This is a genomic window from Akkermansia biwaensis (genome assembly GCF_026072915.1).
Classification (GTDB): Bacteria; Verrucomicrobiota; Verrucomicrobiia; order Verrucomicrobiales; family Akkermansiaceae; genus Akkermansia; species Akkermansia biwaensis.
In genome coordinates this window covers 756,895-772,132 of sequence record NZ_AP025943.1, presented here as the reverse complement: position 1 = coordinate 772,132, position 15,238 = coordinate 756,895, and the positions used below count along the sequence as shown (strand labels likewise).

General features: G+C 55.8%; 18 protein-coding genes and 1 pseudogene. 12 read left to right on the top strand and 7 right to left on the bottom strand.

Annotation, left to right across the window (positions count from 1 at the left end; genetic code table 11):
- Positions 1–16 precede the first annotated feature (16 nt).
- The 4 genes and pseudogenes from OQH67_RS03155 to OQH67_RS03140 all read left to right on the top strand — a co-directional run bounded on the left by OQH67_RS03155 (position 17) and on the right by OQH67_RS03140 (position 3,479).
- A complete protein-coding gene (locus tag OQH67_RS03155) occupies positions 17–580 on the top strand; it encodes a hypothetical protein (protein WP_215435699.1) in 564 nt (187 codons plus the stop codon).
- A gap of 97 nt (positions 581–677) precedes the next feature.
- Positions 678–1,742 (top strand): hypothetical protein, encoded by a 1,065-nt coding sequence (locus OQH67_RS03150; protein ID WP_215435700.1) that lies wholly within the window; start codon positions 678–680, stop codon positions 1,740–1,742.
- A pseudogene (locus OQH67_RS03145) lies at positions 1,739–2,212 on the top strand (ATP-binding cassette domain-containing protein); the annotation flags it as partial. The gene OQH67_RS03150 and the pseudogene OQH67_RS03145, both read left to right, overlap by 4 nt.
- Before the next feature lie 121 nt (positions 2,213–2,333).
- Positions 2,334–3,479: an ABC transporter permease family protein gene (locus OQH67_RS03140; protein ID WP_215435701.1), complete on the top strand. Its 1,146-nt coding sequence runs from the start codon at positions 2,334–2,336 to the stop codon at positions 3,477–3,479.
- Positions 3,480–3,785: 306 nt separating this feature from the next.
- On the opposite strand, the gene OQH67_RS03135 is transcribed toward OQH67_RS03140, so the two are convergent.
- The 3 genes from OQH67_RS03135 to OQH67_RS03125 form a co-directional block, all read right to left on the bottom strand.
- Positions 3,786–4,259, bottom strand: coding sequence for a hypothetical protein (locus tag OQH67_RS03135; protein WP_215435702.1), 474 nt, complete (start codon positions 4,257–4,259; stop codon positions 3,786–3,788).
- A gap of 42 nt (positions 4,260–4,301) precedes the next feature.
- Positions 4,302–4,532 (bottom strand): hypothetical protein, encoded by a 231-nt coding sequence (locus OQH67_RS03130; protein ID WP_265145624.1) that lies wholly within the window; start codon positions 4,530–4,532, stop codon positions 4,302–4,304.
- Between the two features lie 456 nt (positions 4,533–4,988).
- On the bottom strand, positions 4,989–5,234 hold the full coding sequence (locus OQH67_RS03125; protein ID WP_215458886.1) for a hypothetical protein: 246 nt from the start codon (positions 5,232–5,234) through the stop codon (positions 4,989–4,991).
- Between OQH67_RS03125 and OQH67_RS03120 the strand changes: the two genes are divergently transcribed.
- The 3 genes from OQH67_RS03120 to OQH67_RS03110 all read left to right on the top strand — a co-directional run bounded on the left by OQH67_RS03120 (position 5,233) and on the right by OQH67_RS03110 (position 7,327).
- Positions 5,233–6,294, top strand: coding sequence for a hypothetical protein (locus OQH67_RS03120; RefSeq protein WP_067570928.1), 1,062 nt, complete (start codon positions 5,233–5,235; stop codon positions 6,292–6,294). The genes OQH67_RS03125 and OQH67_RS03120 overlap by 2 nt on opposite strands.
- Before the next feature lie 84 nt (positions 6,295–6,378).
- Positions 6,379–6,996, top strand: a complete 618-nt coding sequence (locus OQH67_RS03115) for a hypothetical protein (RefSeq protein ID WP_265145623.1) — start codon at positions 6,379–6,381, stop codon at positions 6,994–6,996.
- A gap of 4 nt (positions 6,997–7,000) precedes the next feature.
- Entirely contained in the window at positions 7,001–7,327 is a 327-nt protein-coding gene (locus OQH67_RS03110; RefSeq protein ID WP_265145622.1) for a hypothetical protein, read from the top strand.
- 96 nt (positions 7,328–7,423) lie between these two features.
- Here the strand turns inward: OQH67_RS03110 and OQH67_RS03105 are convergent, their stop codons facing one another.
- From OQH67_RS03105 to menB, 4 genes are all read right to left on the bottom strand, one after another.
- Positions 7,424–7,627, bottom strand: a complete 204-nt coding sequence (locus OQH67_RS03105; RefSeq protein WP_215458888.1) for a hypothetical protein — start codon at positions 7,625–7,627, stop codon at positions 7,424–7,426.
- An 88-nt stretch (positions 7,628–7,715) separates the two neighbouring features.
- Entirely contained in the window at positions 7,716–8,204 is a 489-nt protein-coding gene (locus OQH67_RS03100; RefSeq protein ID WP_215435706.1) for an ATPase, read from the bottom strand.
- 70 nt (positions 8,205–8,274) lie between these two features.
- A complete protein-coding gene (locus OQH67_RS03095; protein WP_215435707.1) occupies positions 8,275–9,105 on the bottom strand; it encodes a hypothetical protein in 831 nt (276 codons plus the stop codon).
- A gap of 15 nt (positions 9,106–9,120) precedes the next feature.
- The gene (gene menB / locus OQH67_RS03090) at positions 9,121–9,945 is read right to left on the bottom strand and encodes a 1,4-dihydroxy-2-naphthoyl-CoA synthase (RefSeq protein WP_130083204.1); all 825 of its coding nucleotides are present in this window, start codon (positions 9,943–9,945) and stop codon (positions 9,121–9,123) included.
- A gap of 356 nt (positions 9,946–10,301) precedes the next feature.
- Here menB and OQH67_RS03085 point away from each other — a divergent pair, with 356 nt between their 5' ends.
- From OQH67_RS03085 to rsfS, 5 genes are all read left to right on the top strand, one after another.
- Positions 10,302–11,378, top strand: coding sequence for an AAA family ATPase (locus tag OQH67_RS03085; protein WP_215435708.1), 1,077 nt, complete (start codon positions 10,302–10,304; stop codon positions 11,376–11,378).
- Positions 11,368–12,156, top strand: coding sequence for a hypothetical protein (locus tag OQH67_RS03080; protein WP_215435709.1), 789 nt, complete (start codon positions 11,368–11,370; stop codon positions 12,154–12,156). The genes OQH67_RS03085 and OQH67_RS03080 overlap by 11 nt, the downstream gene beginning before the upstream one ends.
- Before the next feature lie 146 nt (positions 12,157–12,302).
- Positions 12,303–14,528: an ATP-dependent zinc metalloprotease FtsH gene (gene ftsH / locus OQH67_RS03075; RefSeq protein WP_265145621.1), complete on the top strand. Its 2,226-nt coding sequence runs from the start codon at positions 12,303–12,305 to the stop codon at positions 14,526–14,528.
- A gap of 11 nt (positions 14,529–14,539) precedes the next feature.
- Positions 14,540–14,734, top strand: coding sequence for a hypothetical protein (locus OQH67_RS03070; RefSeq protein ID WP_265145620.1), 195 nt, complete (start codon positions 14,540–14,542; stop codon positions 14,732–14,734).
- Positions 14,735–14,772: 38 nt separating this feature from the next.
- Positions 14,773–15,096: a ribosome silencing factor gene (rsfS, locus tag OQH67_RS03065; protein WP_265145619.1), complete on the top strand. Its 324-nt coding sequence runs from the start codon at positions 14,773–14,775 to the stop codon at positions 15,094–15,096.
- Positions 15,097–15,238 lie beyond the last annotated feature (142 nt).

The following is a 15,238-nucleotide window of genomic DNA, read 5'->3' as shown; positions in this document are numbered from 1 at the left end:
AAACTTATTTTCCATTATGTCTGCCCGTTTATTCAACAAGTATTCTCTCTCTTCTCTGTCTCTGGCGGTGTTGTCTGTCGGATTCCTGTCCTGCGGAGGCAGCGGCGATACGGGGGAAGGGGATTGCCTGCCGACCGGGAGCAGGCTGGACATGGTCGTGCCGATTGCGGATGAAGTGAATCCGGAGAATCGCACTACTCTGACTATTCAGTTGACGGGCAATGGTTCCGATCTGCCGTTGGCGAAGATCCAGGGAGCGGCCGCCGAGCCTGCGATTCCCGCTACGACACACATGATCTACAGGAGGCCGAGTGCGGAGAAAGCTTCCCTGAAAGGAAACTTTGTATTGGCCCAGGGGCAGATTACATTGCCGGGTCCGATTGTGGTGATTTTTTATGGTTCCGTTCAGGTGGACATGGATATTACGTACCATGCTTCCACAAAGCATGAAACGGCCCAGGGTACGTGTACGGGTTCCGTTTCCTTCATAAGCGGCGTGCAGGAAGGCGCCGGTGCTGTCGCAGGAAATCCGTGGTCCGGAACGGCCGGCACCGTGTACTACTACCCCACCGGCAATTGATTGGCCATCTCATCAAGTGGCTCATGAGTCACAGGTTTTATATTCAAAGTGCGGTGGTTCGCAAAGGACTTCCGCGCTTTTTCTTTTACAGGGAAATATGTTGAGAAAGTGGAAAAAATCCTGCCTGATGGCGTTGCCGTGTGTGCTGGCATTCAGCCAGCTTCATGGGGCCGGGATGGATTCTGCTCCGAATGTGGGGTCGGAGTCCTCCGTTGCCGTACAGGACTGCTACATCAATGCATTCAAGGCCAAGATCGTGCCCGAGAGGATACGCTCGTTTGCCATGCCGGCGGACGGAATCGTCAGCAACTGGATTCCTGCGGAAGGCCGGGTCCGGAAGGATGCCATCATCGCTACGGTCAATGAGGATGAAATCGAGATGGAACGAAGGGAGCTGGAAGTCAAGATTTTGAAGGACCGCATCGCCAAGGAGGAAGAATTGTCCGAACTGGAAAAGCAGCTGGATGAAATGAAATTCTATTCCTCCCTGTCCAGGGAAGAAAGGCAGTACGCCAGCAAGCAGCCGGAGGGAGGGCAGAAGGCGGAGCAGTCCCTGAAGAACAAAATCGAACTGGTCAAGAAGGAGTTGACCATGGTGGAAGACAAACCCCGGCTGGAGTTCCGTAAGAAGGAGGAAAAGTACATCCTCAGAATGCCTTTTGACGGCAAGCTGCAGTACCAGTTTTCCTTTCCGCGGGACGACAGCACGTCCCTGTATCTGGATGCGGCATCTTCCATTGCGACCGTTTGTGATGATTCCGCCTACTATATTACCATTTCCATTGTGGATCCCGATCTGACCAGGCTGCCTCCGGAGTCCCTTTATCTGGCCGTTCCCATGAGTGACGGTTCCTCTCTGAAAGGAACGTTCGCTTTCAAACGCGTGGAGAAGAATACTTCCAGCGGAGGAGATTTGCTGGCCTACTTTTTCCGGCTGCCTCCGGAAGACCATGACCGGGCGCACGCCATGCTGGGTTCCAATTGCACGGCCAGGCTTTATTATTCCCCCCCCGGAGAAGTAATCCGCCTTAATAAGATCCGTCTGGCCTCCAGTCCGGAGGGAAGAAAGTGCTCCTCCTGGCAGGAACTTCTGGAAAAGATGCATCCCGATCTGGAGCTGGTCGTGAGTGGAGAAACGGAATTGATTGTTCGGAAAAAATGAAATTGGAATGTGAATCCGTCTGGTTCAGCTATTCGAACAAGCAATGGATTTTTGAGAATTACAACAGGGTTTTTTCTTCCGGAATCACCATTTTAAAAGGATATTCCGGATGCGGAAAGACCACGCTGCTGAAAATTCTGGCCGGTTATCTGCGGCCCCAGCGGGGGAGGGTGCTCACCCCGCGCCGCGGGTCCCTGACGGATGCTCTTTACCGTCGCAAGGAGGTGAGCTACATGTTCCAGGGCATCAACCTGCTGCCCCTGGCAACGGTGGAGAGAAATCTGCAGTTATGCGCGGAAATGGCCATGCTGCCGAGAAAACAGTGGAAGCGCAGGGCAGATGACCTGGTGGAGAGGCTGGGTTTGGAGTCCCTGCGCCACAAGAAGGCCGGAAGCCTGTCCGGAGGCCAGGCCCAGCGCGCCGCCCTGGCCCGTACGCTGATGAAGGATTCTGATATTCTGCTGCTGGACGAACCTACTTCCGGACTGGATGACGGCAACACGGAGATCATCAAGAAATTGATCAGGGAGTATCCTGCCGACAAGATTTGCATTCTGAGTACGCATGATTCCCGCCTTTTTGATCTGACTCATGAAATCATTGATTTTAATCAGCCTGTATCTCTTTAAGGATACGCTTCACCGTTGGAAGGAAAGGCCGGCCAGCCCTCTTTCCCGCGTGCTCGTCGCGTTTTTTCTTTCCCTGTGTGCCCTTTCCTTTCTTGCGAATTACGTTCTTTCCTCCAAGATGCTGCATGATGAGATCAGGAAGAACGGTGCAGACCTGATTACGGTTTTTGATACCGTGCGTGAGGGGGAGGCCTCCAAAAGAAGTCTGCTTCAGCACGAACTGCCTCTCCTGCACGATTGCGATGTTCTGGCTCTGAAGGATTCTCCAGCGGGGTTTGCCCGGGTGGGGAAGGCCGTTTTCCCCATTCTGGAATACAACATGGAGTCCTGCGCTTTTCTTGCCGATCTGGAGTTGGAGGAGCATTCCATTGTCCTCTTGTTTAATCCCGGCAGGAGTCCCCTGCATCCGGGACCATGCGCGGTATCCATCGGGGATTTTGATTTTTCCCTGAATGCCTCCCCGCTGCCGGAAAACCATCTGCTGGGGAAATTGTACCCTTCGGGAGTTATTCTTGCCCCGGAGGGCGCTTTCAATTTTGAATTGGATTCCCTCATGAGCAATTACCGTTATGTCATCCGGGTGCATGAGATGACCGCGGCCAATATCCAGAGCATTGAAGAGACGCTGAATAATATTGTACGCTATGACGGGAGCATGACGATAGTGCAGACTCACGTGGGACTTCTGAAAAGATTGGAAGTTCTGATGAGCAACCAGATGGAATGCCGGATGGGTTTTTCCATCGGCATTGCGGTTATTGTGGGGATTCTTCTGACTGCCCTGGCTTCCATGGAATTCCGCCAGAACGAATATGTTTATACCCTGATGAAAAGTTTCGGGGTGCGACCGCTCCTTCTGATCCTCACATTCATTGTCGAGAATATTTTCCTGATCGGCATTTCCTTTGCCGGAGCCGTATGGGCTTTCATGAAGACACAGAAGATCGTGCTGGGAGAGTTTTTCAAATTGGGCGATACTGTTCTGACGTATGCCGATATACGGCAGGATTTGTGGCTTCTGGGCATTTCCCTTTTAGGATGCGTGCTGTTTTCTTCCATTCCGGTCGTTTTCTCCGCCTATCGCCCTATCGGAAAGGTGCTGAAATAGATGGGACGGGGGTGAATTCCGTTGTCCGGGCCAGGGGATGCAGGCTCTGTTTTTTACAGGAAAATGGAATGGAGCGGGTGACCAGTCTTGAAGCTTTGCCCTTTTTCAGCAATGCGCTGGACATTTGAATATCCGTTTTTCAATGACCCGGCCTGGATTATCCGTATAGACCGCGCAGTACGGAATTAAAGACGGCAGTTACGAAGGGGAATGTTCTTCCCCGTTTTTAAAGCGGGCTTTTCCGCCACGAAAAAGCCCGCAGGGGTATCCGCGGGCTTTTTGGAAAGAAACAGGAAGGATGAGCTATTAATTCGGTAAATTGAATCTCGTCAGCGTTCCGGGGCGGTCCGTAACGGCAGGATCGGCAAAGTAGATGTCGGATACGGCGCATGTGGCGCTTCCGGTTCCCTTGGTGACGTTTTGGACGTTGGTCATGACCAGGTAGCAGGGGAAAGCTTCTGCGCCATCCCGGTTGGTATACCAGTAAAAGGATATTTCGCTTGCGGTATCGTCCGCGGGAACGTACCCCCTGACGTGCATGGAGGCGCTGCTCGGGCTTCCACTTTCGCCGGAATAGATGTAGGCGTTCTGTGCGGAGATCACATTAAAGCCAATGACGAATGAGCGTCCGTTTTCCAGGTTGACGGTTACGTTGCGGGCGGTGCCCACAGGAAGATAGATTTCTTCGGTTTTGCTGGAACCGCCGCAGCCCGTAAGCACCGAAGTGCATAATACGGAAGGGAGCAACAAGGAAGCCAGGAGGCAAAAACGAGTGTTCATATGGATAAGAAATGTCGTGGATTATATCGAGGAAGGGGAGGATCAGTTGTTATAGAAAATGGTGACGTCCGCCGTGATGTTGCTGAGAGTTTGCATTTCCTCTCCTGCAGGCTGGAATGAGAGCGTGGCTCCTTCCCCCCCTGCGACTGCATGCGTGGACTGGTCAAATTCGAGAGAAGGTATGTCCAGGGAATTGGCGGTAGTATTGTTTGTGCCCTGGATCCAGCGCAGATTCAGGAGTGCGGTACTGTCGCCCGTCTTGTAGTAGACCACGGTGGGGGCACCGTTCCATAAGGCGATTTGACTTCCTCTGGTGGTAAGTTGGGATTGACCGCTGTTGTCGGTGATTAACTCAAAGATGTTCGGGAAGGATGAAGCCGTTATGCCCAAGCTGATGGATACCGTGGTACCGTTAAGCGTCGTGGGGGCGATGCCGTTGCTGCTGCTTCCGCCGCATTGGGTAAGAGAAAGGAGACCAAGGGAACAGCAAGCCATGGAGATGGTTTGAAAAAGAGGGCGCATAACAACTAACTGGATAATGTTTATTGCGCAGACTGTGGTATTTCATATGGTTTGTCAAGGAAGGAAATCGGGAAAATAAAAGACACCGGAAAAGGCCTGGAGGGAAAAGCCGGAACCGGAGTTGTCGCAGGCCCTTTCTTTTCTTTTTTCACCTTCATTCCTTTCCCGGATCTGTCGTGTTGGTGCTTGACTTTTCAGGGGCAGAAGTTATGAAACGAACACCCTCATGCTTTTTTTCTCCCCGGTTTTCAGCCTTTTCAGGAGGTCATTCGGAGCGGCCTGGTTGAAGGCCGCATTGTGTTCCTGCATTTGCGCAGCCGTCTGGACTTCCTGTTCCGTGGACAAGCATATGGAAAGAAAGGCGGGGGAGTTGATGAACCGGATGGCCGCTATTCCCGATTGGAACCGGCTGCCCAGGAAGGAAATTTCATGGGACCAGGCGATGGCCTGCATGATGGAGGGGAATTTGGATTTGAAGCGTTCGGAACAGTCCCTCAGGACGACGGAGCGTGCGGTCGTCAATGTATTCACCCAGATCATCCCGGGTGTGAACCTGGACTGGATGCTGACGAAGGAACTGAGCGAACTGAGCCGGGTGACGGCACAGGATGTGGAGTACAATACCAACATTCTGTTCAATATGCCCTCCCTGACCCAGATACCCTTTGATTATTATTCCGCCAAATCCGCCGTTTATACGGCCCAAAAGACGCTGGAAATGAAAAAAAGGGAGCTGGTGTCCCGGCTGTACCGCCAGGTGATTTCCTATCAAAATGCGCGTATCAGCTACAGGAACCGGCTGAATTCGCTGCCCTATGACGATGACGGGGTTCAGAAGAAGATAGCGGAACAGGAACTGGAGAAAAGCCTGGACGATATTTCCGAGGGGTTCGCCACGCTTATGGGGAACATGGAGGCCCGGTGGCTCGTCAAGCCCGAAACGATGCCCAGGCTGGATTGGGGGAAGTACAAGTCCGCCGCGCGCCATCTGGACCTGCTGGTGGTGACTATGGTCGCCATGGAGCTGGAAGCTTCCAGGTTGCAGGTGCTGAATGCCAAAATGAAGTTTTTCCCGTCCGTGGATATCAATTTTTACAGCCCCACCCTGTTTTCCAGTACGGGCGGCACGTATCAGGGCTTTTTTGCCGGAGGAGGGGACATGCAGGTGAACATGAGCCTTCGGGAAGAGCTGGATACCCGGCTGACCTCGTGGTTCCAGTATAAAACGGCCAAGGAGAATCATGACTTGATGCAGAAGAAGGTTCTGATGGATTTGCAGCAGAGGCGCATCAAGGTGGCGGCCCTGATGGAGAGCCGGAGAAGGTTCGAGGTCTGGAAGCGGGTGATTCTGAAGGAAATTGAGTTCAAGAAATCCCAGATGGCTTTTTCCGGCAAGGAGTATCTGGACCAGCGGAAGGATATCAAGACGATGTATGAGAACCTGGATTCCGAAACTGCGAAAAATGCGGAAGTGGAAGCGGCCCTGATCATGGAATACGGGTGGTTGAAGTAGGCGGTGCACCGCAGGAAGGGGGGCTGTGTGACTGCGGCGTCTTACTCTCTTGATGCCCTTCCCGGCTTGTGCTACGGTACAGACATGCAAAAAGTTCGGCAGCCTGTGGGCATGGCGTTGATGATCCTGGCTTTCCCGGAGGCCATTTATGGCGTGTTTCCGTGGGGACTGGCCGTGGCCGGGGTGTTGTTCCTGCTGGGGCTGATTGTGGCCGTGAGGCGTTTTTCCGCGATTGTGTGGTCCTGGTGCCTGTTTTCCCTGGGCATTTATCTGGCCGCCCCTTTTATCTGGATGTGGAATCCGGATTATTTTTTCAGCAGCAGGTTTGACTACCTGGCCCTGGCGTGCCTGGTGGGGAGCCTTGTGCTTCTCGCCATTCGTTTTGCCGTCATTCCCGTGCTGTGGCCGAAGGTGTTCCGCCACTTTGTGGAAGGAGGTCCCACTCTGGAAGATTTGGCCCCGGAAAAGGGAAAGACGGTTGCGGAATTGAGGAAGGGCATCAGGTACAGGAAGGTGAATTTTCTGTTCGGCCGTGCGGACGAGAAGCTGGTGGAAAAGTGGGGCAGGATCGCCCAGAGCATTGCCGCGCTGTCCAAAAGCCGGAAACGGCTGACTATTTATATGATGACAGCCCTGCTGGTCTGGCCGCTGGCCGTGTTTCTTCTTTCCGGCGGCATGGGGGGCGCTGGACCGCGACATTGACCGCATGTGGGAAACCAAGCCGTTCCGGGATGGAATGGTGGCGGCTACTCCCGCGGCCATGAATGCGGCGCGGCGCGTGTTCAGGAGCGAACGTTCCCTGCGCGGTTTGACGATGGCACAGGCGCGGGCCTGGCTGAAGACGGACCGCAGGAATCCGGCGTTCAAGCTGGGCAAGCCGCGCTACGATTTTGAAGATGACGAGACGGTCATGGTCCTTTCCGACGGCCGGGATTCCATTCGCCTGGTGGCGGTGTTCAATGACGCAGGCCAGATCATCCGTTCATGGCCGGAGGAATATATGACTCTCATGGTCCGGGATTTGGAAGAGTAGATTTCCTGTGCGCATTCACAAGGAATATTAAAAAGGGAATTCATCGTATCCCCGTGTAGGATCAACTTTTTTATAGAAAAAGTCTTTTCCTGTGCATTACTTGGCTTTTGCCCCGGATCTTTTTTCAGGGGGAGCCGTTTTAAGTGCTTCCGATGCCAGCATCCTTACCGTTTTTCCGTTGCGGAAGACGATGACGTATTGGCCCAGCCTGCTTTTTTTCTCCATTTCTTCTCTCACGGCTCGATGGAGTGCGCGCAAACCGCGTTTTGCTGTTTCGGACAGGTGTGGATGATTGTTCATGGGCGTACTGCCTGCTGGATGCTCTTGTACAGTTTTTTATTCACCACTTCAACCTTTCCCGCCGCCATGGTAAAAATCAGGGGATGATTCAGATCCGAGTTGTCGTAACACATGGTCTCGTTACAAATGGCGAGGTACCGGAATAAATTGCACAGGCTTTTATTATAGCGGCGCAAAATGGATTCCTGAGGAATGCCATGTCCCCCCCCTGGGCCACTTTTTCCTGCACGCGCAGGGCGGAAAATTGGGCATTGGGTATCCACAGATAATGGAGGACTATACGCCACCCGTCCTTCTTCCATTGTTTGATTTTTTGAAAATAGGAGGAACCGGAGAGTGTTGTTTCAAAGCAAAAACTTTCTCTCTGTTTCAGATGACGTTCCAATTCTTCCAGGAATAGTTTGCCTGCTTTGACTTGAACGGCTTCCGGCTTTAGAGGAGAAAGCCCCTGCGCGATCATGTCCGCATTAATGAAGGAGCGGCAGTTCGTTTCATGCATCAAATAGTCCAAGGCAAAGGTTGTTTTGCCTGCACCGTTAGGGCCTGCAACAATAGGGCATTGGGGCGTGCTGTCCACTCCGGAAGTGTTTCAGATTATGGATAGGGACTCAAGAATCAATCATGAATCGCCATGGATTATGTACGTTCTACAAGGTGCGCTTTTGCGGAGGGGTCAGGTTTAATCTGCCATCGCTGATGTGGAGGCCCATGCCGCTTTCTTCCACCATGTGGATGAGGGGGAAGCATGCCTGCAGCAGGTTTTCAAAGGCGGGCAGCAGGAAGATCATGTAACCCTGGGGCACGGACAGGGCGCCGATGGTTCCTCCCACGTGGATCCCGCCCGGCAGGGTTTTGTCATTGTAGAATTCAAAGCGGGTCTGAACAGCCATGTAGTTGTGCGGGTCCATGGACTGGAAGGGAGTCAGGAACAGGGAAATGGTCTGGCGGGAGTCCACGCCCGTATAGCGTTCAATGATGATTTCCATGTAGCCTTCCCCGATGGAGCCGTCAGGCTTTTCCTTGCCGCCATGCAGGCGCACGCCTACGGCGGGATTGGTGGCGAAGATGGCCAGGGCCCCGTGCTGCTTGGGCTGGAGGGAGGAGGCCAGATAGCGGTTGATGTCTTCCTCCGAGAAGGAGACGGAGGCGTCCCTCGCCACGGCCTGCTTTACTATTTTGGGAATGTCCGGGGCGTTGTCCTTTTGGCGGAAGCCCGGCAGGGAGCTCGTTTCCTGGGGTTGCCAGGAGTTGTAAACCAGCCAGGAGATGCCGGCCAGAATGGCGATGGTGAGCAGGAAGATGATGTTGCCGACTAGGGAGAAGGGTGTTTTTTCCCGCACGGGTTTTTCCGGCACGGCCTGGTCGTCCGGATCGTAGAAGTGTTCCACGATGTTTTCGTGTTCCGGCAGATCGCGCAGGTTTTTGATTTCGGCGGAGTCGTTCCGTTCCGGAGCTTCGTTGTCGGATGAGGCGGACATGAGGCGGCGGCGGGGTTACGGAAGCCTGGGGAATTTGGAAAAGTCCGGTTCGCGCTTTTCCACGAAGGCGTTTTTGCCTTCCTTGGCTTCCTCACTCATGTAGTAGAGCAGGGTGGCGTTTCCGGCCAGGTCCAGCAGGCCCATCTGGCCGTCGCAGTCTGCGTTGAGGGACGCTTTCAGGCAGCGCAGGGCCAGCGGGCTGTGGCGGAGCATTTCCCGGCACCAGGAGAGCGTTTCCTCTTCCAGCCTGTCCAGGGGCACGACCGTATTTACGAGGCCCATGTCCAGAGCCTGCTGCGCGTCGTACTGGCGGCACAGGTACCAGATTTCACGGGCTTTTTTCTGGCCTACGATGCGGGCCAGGTAGGAGGAGCCCAGCCCCCCGTCGAAGGAGCCCACCTTGGGGCCGGTTTGTCCGAATTTGGCGTTGTCCGCCGCAATGGTCAGGTCGCAGACGACGTGGAGGACATGCCCTCCGCCGATGGCATAGCCGGCCACCATGGCGACGACAGGCTTGGGCATGGTGCGGATGGTGCGCTGCACGTCCAGAATGTTCAGGCGCGGTACGCCGTCTTCGCCGATGTAGCCCGCATTTCCGCGCACTTTCTGGTCGCCGCCGGAACAGAAGGCGTCCGGGCCTTCCCCGGTGAGGATGACCACGCCCACCTTGGGGTCTTCATGCGCCGCGTTGAGGGCGTTGAGCATTTCATGGACGGTCTGGGGGCGGAAGGCGTTCCGGACCTGGGGGCGGTTGATCGTTATTTTTGCGATGCTGCCGTCGTCCGTGGTTTCATACTTGATGTCCGTATATTCCCTGGCGGTGGTCCACTGTGCGCTCATAGCGCCTACTTTAATGACGGGCCGGACAATGGAAAGCCAAAAGTGCGCCGCGCCGCCTTCCGGGCACATGCCGTCTGATGAGGGTAAAAACGCGGGCGGGAATGAATGGCGGCAGGGATGCCATGAACCGGACGGTTATTTGTACTTCCCTGTTTTCAGAATTTCCGCAATGCGGGGAACGTGTCCCGGATAGAAGGCGGGAAGGCTTCATGACGGAGTTTACGGTGGTCGGGACAGATGGTTCCGGAACGTTCTTTTTCCGTGGCCAGCTGGCTGCCGGGAGCGCTCCCGCCGTGGCGGAGGCTGGCGGCATTTGTGATTTACGGCATGCTCTTCTGTGCTAAATTGAAAACGGTATGATACATGACTTACTGGTGCGCGGCGTGACGGTGTTTCCCGGCAGCGAACATTTTGAGTTCGTGCCAGGAATCAATGTAGTGGTAGGCGGCAATGATTCCGGCAAGAGCCATTTGCTGAAGCTATGCTATACCGTCGCCAGATGGAGCGCAGACGGCGGCAAGAAGTCCCTGCCGGAAAAATGGGCGGAGGAACAGCGGCTCAGGAAGGACCTGATGCGGGTGTTTGCCGCCCGCGGGCTGGCCGGGCTGACCGCCCAGAACCGCGGGAACGCGCACGCCCATGTGGAAGCCGGGATGGAAGGAGAGGGCGTGCCGGAGGGGATGGGCAATCTTGTCTTTGATTTCCGGGCGGGGCAGGAGGAGGAAGGGCTGCACATTCAGGAAATGCCCAAGCGGTTTCTGAATGTTCCCGTCGTGTTTCTGGCGGCGCGGGAAGTGCTGACCATTTATCCGAGCTTTGTCCAGGTGGGGAGCAGATTCCCCGAGTTTCTGGACGGGGGGAGCTGGGACCTTTGCCGGTATCTGGATGTGGATGCCGGTTCCGTTCCCATCAGCACGGATGCGGGGCGTGTGGTGGCCAGGCTGGAAAAGATCATCGGAGGCGAGGTGGTGAAGAGGGACGGCCGGTTTTTCCTGCAAAGGCCGGGGCTTCATCCCATTGAGATGAGCCTGGTAGCCGAGGGGTTCAAAAGGCTGGGAACGCTGAGCTACCTGATCAGAAACGGTTCCGTGAAGAGAGGGTCCGTCCTGTTCTGGGACGAACCGGAGATGAATTTGAACGCCTCCCATCTGCCCGTGCTGGTGAAGACCCTGACGGGGCTTGCGAAGACGGGGGTGCAGGTGATTCTTTCCTCCCACAGCCTGTTCCTGCTCCGGGAGCTGATGATTCAGCTTTCCGAGCCGCGGAATGCCATGGTGCACAGGAAGTTTTTCGGCATGATCGTGCCCAGGGGGGACCGTTCCGGCGTCCGGGTGACGTGCGGGGATTCCCTGGAGGATGTGGGGCCTATTGAGTCGCTTGAAGCGGAAATCGAACAGGCGGACAGGTATTTGAAGCTGAGCTATGAGTCATAAGCCGTCAGAAGCCCATTACGTGGAGGGCGTCCACCGTTTCTGGATCGATGAGGGCTACGTCGTGTGCCGCATTGAATGCTCCGGCTATTATGCACGCCAGGCGCAGAATTTCTGCGGCGGCTGCAAGGAGATGGATTTTTTGCTCTATCATCCGGAACGGCAGGATTTGTGGCTGATTGAGGTAAAGGATTACCGTTTTGACGCCCGGCCCAAGGTGGGCGAGCTGGTTTGCGCCCTGAGCCGCAAGGTGAGGGATACCATGTTCCTGCTCCGGGCCGCGTCCGTGGCCGCTCCGGAGGAAGACCCGGCGGAGGGGATTTCCCTGAAGGAGTTCGCCGTTCTGGCGTCGGGGGCGAAAACGCTTCACCTGGCCTTCCTGCTGGAAATGGGCATGGGCGGCGTCTGGTCGGACGGAGGCGTACTGGCCAACGTCAAGAATATGCTGGTTACCTCCATGCGGTTTCTGGACGCCGACCTGATTTGCGCGCCGATTACGTACCCTTACCGCATCGGACCGTGGCGGGTGACATCCGCCCAGGGAGAGGTGAGCAAGCGCGTGGAAATCCGGAGAGCCCGGAAATTGGAGGAAATCCAGGCGCAGAGACGGAGGGAAAGGCAGAAGGCTTTGGAGGAACAGTCCCATTGGGGAAAGGTTCGGGAAGTCGGAGCCGCCCGGGTTGAGGAAAAAATCCCGCAATGGAAACAGAGGCTGCGCCAGCGTCTGAATGGAGAGACGGCAAATCACGAAGGACGACGCAGAAAAAGGAAACGGGATTGACGCCGCGGTTGTCTATTTCCCCATTGCCGCAGGGAGTGATCACATCTTGCATCTGCTGAGCGGCATGTCTCGGAAAAAAGTTTTATTTTACAATGTCTGGCGTATCATGCCGCCCGATTCATTAACTTCTGTGTGTTGATCGCCTCATGTCTGACCGAATGCCTCCCAATCCTCCTCGTCCTCCCAAGTTTCCAGGCTCCGGAAAGCCCGAATCCCCCAACTGGGGCGTGTGGGTGATGGTTCTCCTTATTGTGGGCGTGCTTGCCTTTGGTTTTTTCACCCCTGAATCCTTTGGCCTGGGACCCAAGAAGGAAAGCCTGGAGTCTTTTGAGGCCCAATACAAGGCCGGCCGGGTGGTCCTGAACGATCCGAAGGCTCCTGTGGAAGTGGTGCTGAGCGAAAACGGCTCGGAAGGGGTGATTCACGCCCTGGTGTACAAGAAAGACCTTCAGCCGAAGGTGGAAATGAAGCCTTTTGTGTTGTCCTATTCTGCGTCCCTGCCGGACCGCGACAAGCCTTTGCTGAACGAACTTTCCGGCTACCGGATTGTGGAAGGCAGCTGGGTTGACAATATTCCCAAGGACGCGCAGAAGCTTTCCGTAAACGAATTCAACCGGATGGCCCTGGAAGGCCGTATTGCGGGGGGCAATGACGCTCCGATGCTTGCGGATACCGGGAATGAGAATGTCCTGTCCGGGCAGCTTGTGGCCCGCATCTGGCCCGCAGCAACGGGGGACGCCGCCGTGGACAAGCAAAGGTTTGAACGCGTGGAGGTCCCTTTTACGCTGGAATTTCAGGGCGACCGGGTCAAGGAGCTGCTGGGGCCCGATACGAAGTTCAAGCGGGAATCCGGTTCCTGGGGCGGCATTCTGCTGAATCTGCTGCCCATCGTGTTGATTCTGGTGATTCTGTTCTTCATGTTCCGCGCCCAGAGCGGCGGAGCGAGAGGCGCCATGAGCTTCGGCAAGAGCCGGGCGCGCCTCATTTCCCCGGAGAAGAACAAGGTGACGTTCAAGGATGTGGCCGGCATCAGCGAGGCCAAGGAGGAAGTGTGGGAGCTTGTCGAGTTTCTGCGCAATCCGGAGAAGTTCCGCGAACTGGGAGCGACCATTCCGCGCGGCGTGCTGATGGTGGGTTCCCCAGGTACGGGTAAGACGCTTCTGGCCCGCGCCATTGCCGGTGAGTCCAACGCTTCGTTTTATTCCATCAGCGGTTCCGATTTTGTGGAAATGTTCGTGGGCGTGGGCGCCAGCCGTGTCAGGGACATGTTCGAACAGGCCAAGAGAACGGCCCCCAGCCTGATTTTCATCGATGAAATTGACGCCGTGGGCCGCCAGAGAGGCTACGGCATGGGCGGCGGCAATGACGAAAGGGAACAGACTCTGAATGCCCTGCTGGTGGAAATGGACGGTTTTGAGAATAATGCCAACGTGATTGTGATTGCGGCCACCAACCGCGCGGACATTCTGGACCCGGCCCTGCTGCGTCCCGGACGTTTTGACCGCCAAGTGGTGGTGAACCTTCCAGATGTCCGCGGCCGCGAACAGATCCTGCAGGTGCACGCCAAGAAAGTGAAGATGGCGCCCGACGTCAGCTTCAAGCGCATCGCACGCGGTACGGCCGGTTTTTCCGGAGCCCAGCTTGCCAATCTGATCAATGAGGCCGCCCTGCTGGCCGCCCGCAAGGGAGTAAAGGAAATCACGGAAGCGGAGCTTGAAGAAGCCCGCGACAAGGTCAATTGGGGCCGTGAACGCCGCAGTCTGGCAATCAACGAACGCGGGCGCCGCATCACCGCCGTGCACGAGGCGGGGCATGCCATCTGCCTGCTGAAAACGCCGCACAGCGAACCTCTGCACCGCGTGACCATCGTTCCCCGCGGGGGCGCCCTGGGCATGACCATGTGGCTGCCTGCGGACGACAAGATGCACCAGCTCCGTTCCGAAATGCTCGACCAGCTCGTTGTAGCCATGGGCGGCCGCTGTGCGGAACAAATCGTGTTCGGGGACGTGACCAGCGGCGCCACCGGCGATATCAAGAGCGCCACCAATCTGGCGCGCCGCATGGTGTGCGAATTCGGCATGAGTGAAAAACTGGGGCTGATCGAATACGGCGAACACCAGGGAGAAGTTTACATTGCCCGCGATCTGGGCACGCGTTCCCGCAATTATTCCGAGTCCACGGCTGAGCTTATTGACGCGGAAGTCCGCCTTCTCGTGGATACCGCCTATGAGCGGGCCATGACCATTCTGACGGAAAACCGTGACAAGCTTGATATTCTGACGGAAGCCCTTCTTGAGTTTGAAACGCTGGAAGGCTCGCAGGTCGTGGATATTCTGGAGTACGGAGTGATGAAGAACCCCCGGAAAAGGTAACGCCGCCGCCCATGCCTTCCGATGTGGAAGAGGAAGGGAAGAAGGACAAGTCCGGCGCGGCGGACAAAAAGAATTCCGAAGAAGACCGGGAAGATAAGACTGCGGAAGACAGGGAGGGGGAAGACAAGGCTCCGGGCAAGGAACAGGACCCCTTCTCCTATAATCCGGTGGAGGATTACGGCAGTGACCGCGAAGATAAAAATTAACTGAATAGAAACAAGCGAATATGGTATCCATTGATGCTATGGAGTTGGCCAAGATGTGCGCCCGCGCCGCGGATGACGCCAAGGCGGAGAATGTGCGGGTGTACGATCTGCGCGGCATGTCTTCCCTGACGGATTTCATGGTGGTGTGTACGGGGTTGTCCGTTCCCCATCTGCGCGCCGTCATCCGGGACCTGGAGGAAGCCGTGAGGGAAAAGACGGGAACCGTCCCCACTTACGTGGAAGATACGCCCGTGGCCCTGTGGTCCGTCGTGGACTACATTGACGTGATGGTCCACATCATGGGGCAGGAAACGCGCGAGTTCTACGGGATGGACACCCTGTGGAAAGACGCCCCCTTGTAGAATACTGACCATTCTGAAAGCAGGTTTTTCCGCCGTGCCGCCGGTTGTTCCGCGGCACGGCTTTTTTTGTCCTCCGGGGATGGACGGAATGCTTCTAACAAGATTCCAACCTTGCGTTGAACGTGGAATCGGATTAGTCTTT

What these genes read in the sequence shown, in the direction of transcription:
- OQH67_RS03155 (WP_215435699.1), top strand. Translation starts at nt 17, where the DNA reads ATGTCTGCCCGTTTATTCAACAAGTATTCTCTCTCTTCTCTGTCTCTG.
- OQH67_RS03150 (WP_215435700.1), top strand. Translation starts at nt 678, where the DNA reads ATGTTGAGAAAGTGGAAAAAATCCTGCCTGATGGCGTTGCCGTGTGTG.
- OQH67_RS03140 (WP_215435701.1), top strand. Translation starts at nt 2,334, where the DNA reads ATGAAATCATTGATTTTAATCAGCCTGTATCTCTTTAAGGATACGCTT.
- OQH67_RS03135 (WP_215435702.1), bottom strand. Translation starts at nt 4,259, where the DNA reads ATGAACACTCGTTTTTGCCTCCTGGCTTCCTTGTTGCTCCCTTCCGTA.
- OQH67_RS03120 (WP_067570928.1), top strand. Translation starts at nt 5,233, where the DNA reads ATGATGGAGGGGAATTTGGATTTGAAGCGTTCGGAACAGTCCCTCAGG.
- OQH67_RS03125 (WP_215458886.1), bottom strand. Translation starts at nt 5,234, where the DNA reads ATGCAGGCCATCGCCTGGTCCCATGAAATTTCCTTCCTGGGCAGCCGG.
- OQH67_RS03115 (WP_265145623.1), top strand. Translation starts at nt 6,379, where the DNA reads ATGCAAAAAGTTCGGCAGCCTGTGGGCATGGCGTTGATGATCCTGGCT.
- OQH67_RS03110 (WP_265145622.1), top strand. Translation starts at nt 7,001, where the DNA reads ATGTGGGAAACCAAGCCGTTCCGGGATGGAATGGTGGCGGCTACTCCC.
- OQH67_RS03105 (WP_215458888.1), bottom strand. Translation starts at nt 7,627, where the DNA reads ATGAACAATCATCCACACCTGTCCGAAACAGCAAAACGCGGTTTGCGC.
- OQH67_RS03095 (WP_215435707.1), bottom strand. Translation starts at nt 9,105, where the DNA reads ATGTCCGCCTCATCCGACAACGAAGCTCCGGAACGGAACGACTCCGCC.
- menB (WP_130083204.1), bottom strand. Translation starts at nt 9,945, where the DNA reads ATGAGCGCACAGTGGACCACCGCCAGGGAATATACGGACATCAAGTAT.
- OQH67_RS03085 (WP_215435708.1), top strand. Translation starts at nt 10,302, where the DNA reads ATGATACATGACTTACTGGTGCGCGGCGTGACGGTGTTTCCCGGCAGC.
- OQH67_RS03080 (WP_215435709.1), top strand. Translation starts at nt 11,368, where the DNA reads ATGAGTCATAAGCCGTCAGAAGCCCATTACGTGGAGGGCGTCCACCGT.
- ftsH (WP_265145621.1), top strand. Translation starts at nt 12,303, where the DNA reads ATGTCTGACCGAATGCCTCCCAATCCTCCTCGTCCTCCCAAGTTTCCA.
- OQH67_RS03070 (WP_265145620.1), top strand. Translation starts at nt 14,540, where the DNA reads ATGCCTTCCGATGTGGAAGAGGAAGGGAAGAAGGACAAGTCCGGCGCG.
- rsfS (WP_265145619.1), top strand. Translation starts at nt 14,773, where the DNA reads ATGGAGTTGGCCAAGATGTGCGCCCGCGCCGCGGATGACGCCAAGGCG.